General features: G+C 34.7%; 1 protein-coding gene. It reads left to right on the forward strand.

The genetic code is table 11. From position 1 onward, the window contains the following. Positions 1-1,564 (forward strand): TonB-dependent receptor (locus P8M54_RS03220; RefSeq protein WP_300285075.1); only part of this gene is annotated, 1,564 nt, incomplete at its 5' end. Positions 1,565-1,592 lie beyond the last annotated feature (28 nt).

A 1,592-nucleotide genomic window follows, 5' to 3' on the forward strand; every position in this document is an offset into this window, starting at 1 on the left:
GATAAATATCAACCGACAATGGAAGTCGGATACGAACTGGTTTACAGATTATGGAAATGCATTTGCTAATGCCACTTTAGCTGGCCAAAAACCTGAAATTGCTCATAGTGCAGCTAGAAATTTTGCTGATTACAATATTAGTCCTTCCGGCTTAATTGGAGGATTGGTATTAACTCCAAATATTAATGGAAACGATCCAAGAGGAACAAGATTGCTTCCAGGTACTCAGGGTTTTAAAAATGCATTTAATAAAGTTATATCTGGGGAAGATGTGCTTACGGGTTCTAAATTAGTAGACAATTCAAAAATCTACCATTCTGATGCCAATTACAACTTCAAGGATTTAATCGAATTTGCTGAAATACAAGTTGGAGGTTCTTACAGACAGTACGAGCTGAATTCTCATGGTAGAATTTATACAGATGCTGATGGTCCTATTTTATATAATGAGTACGGTGCTTATACGCAAGTATCTAAAAAAATGATAGACGATCGCTTAAAATTTACAGGATCTATTCGTTATGATAAGTCTAAAAACTTTGATGGAAATGTTTCGCCTAGGGTTTCATTTGTTTACTCGGGTGGTGAAAGTAGAAAACATAATTTTAGAGCTTCGTTTCAAACGGGTTTTAGAAATCCTTCAACGCAAGATCAATATATTGGGTTTAATGTTGGAAGTGCAGTATTACTAGGTTCTGCTCCAGACAATTTAACACGTTTTGTAGAAACAATAGATATTAAAGGTGATGTAGGTAAGGCACTTAACAACGGAAATGGTTCTCAAACTATCGATGGTACAAGAGCGTATAATAATTCTTATCTTGCTTCATCCGTTTTAGCATTTGCGGCAGCGGGAAATCCTGCCTTACTGCAAAAAACTAATGCTAATTTAGTAAAGCCAGAAGAGGTTAAGGCGATTGAATTAGGTTATAGATCATTTATCAATAAAACGTCTATTGATATTAATGGTTACTATAATGTCTATAATAATTTTATAGGTAACTTAAATGTTATTACACCTTTATATGGGCAAGCTTTAGATGGAGGTGGATTAACAAATCCTGAAGGGTCAAAAGCTTTACAAGCATTGCAAAGTGGCAATACACGTACTTTTCAATTATATACTAATACGCCTTTAGAAATTAAATCTCTAGGTTTCGGAATAGGTTTGGGTAGAAAAGTTTACAGAGATTTTGAGGTAAGTGTAAATTACAACTATGCAGATTTTAGTTTTGATCAATCAAAGGACCCTAGTTTTGAAGCAGGATTCAATACGCCTAAACACAGAGCTAAAGCATCGTTTGGAAACGAAAAATTATTTGAGAACTTCGGTTTCAATATTAGTGCTAGATACAGCAGCTCTTACTTGTGGCAATCTTCTATGGTTGACGGTATGATCGATGCTGCTACCGTTGTTGATGCTCAGGTGAATTATAGTTTTCCTAAACTAAAGTCAATATTAAAAATTGGTGCGGCTAATATTGGAGGAAAAGAATATGCTCAAGTATTGGGTGCAGGTCTAATTGGTCAGCAATATTTTGCTTCATGGACCATTACTCCGTAAACTGATAGTATTTCTTAATAAAATAAAA

It is taken from the genome of Flavobacterium sp. (assembly GCF_029242675.1).
Lineage (GTDB): Bacteria > Bacteroidota > Bacteroidia > Flavobacteriales > Flavobacteriaceae > Flavobacterium.